Raw genomic sequence first — 683 nt, forward strand, 5'->3', positions numbered from 1 at the left:
GGTCCTGCGGCGTCGAGCTGATTTTCGACGATCGCGTCACCGAAATCCGTGGCCGGGGCGGTGTCGTCGAGGCGGTGCTGACAGCTGAGGCGAAGGAGCTGGCGGCAGACCTGGTCGTGCTCGGGGTAGGCATGGTGCCCAACGACGACCTGGCCTGGGCGGCCGGACTTCACACCGACCACGGAATTCTGGTCGATCAGCAGATGCGCACCCTGGATCCGGCGATCTTCGCGATCGGAGATTGCGCCGCCATGCAGGACCAGTCCGGCCGTGTTCACCGGCTCGAATCCATCCAAAGCGCCACCGACCAGGCCCGGCACGTCGCCGCCACGATCCTCGGCAACACCGACCCCTACTCGGCCACACCCTGGTTCTGGAGCAACCAGGGCGCACTGAAGGTGCAGATCGTGGGCGTCGGGAACCCCGACGACCGCACCATCGCGCGGCGAGACGGGAACCGGCTGTCCGTCTTCTGCCTGCGCGATGGCCGCCTGGTCGCCATCGAATCGGTCAACGACCCCGGCACACACATGGTCGGCCGACGGATACTCGAACGCGGCGAGGTCCTCGACGAGCACATGCTCGCGGGCGGCGACTACGACCTGCGACAGATCGCGAAGCGCGCAGTTCGTGTGGGGGGTCGGTCATGATCCCGACGCCCCCATTCGATCTGTCGGAACCCG

The 683-nt window shown here is 67.2% G+C and carries 1 protein-coding gene; it reads left to right on the forward strand.

The features are described from left to right. Positions 1-650: oxidoreductase C-terminal domain-containing protein (locus tag AZG88_RS36085; RefSeq protein WP_197487995.1), on the forward strand; the 650-nt coding region annotated here is incomplete at its 5' end. Between the last annotated feature and the right edge of the window lie 33 nt (positions 651-683).

It is taken from the genome of Rhodococcus sp. LB1, from assembly GCF_001583455.1.
Classification (GTDB): Bacteria; Actinomycetota; Actinomycetes; order Mycobacteriales; family Mycobacteriaceae; genus Rhodococcus_F; species Rhodococcus_F opacus.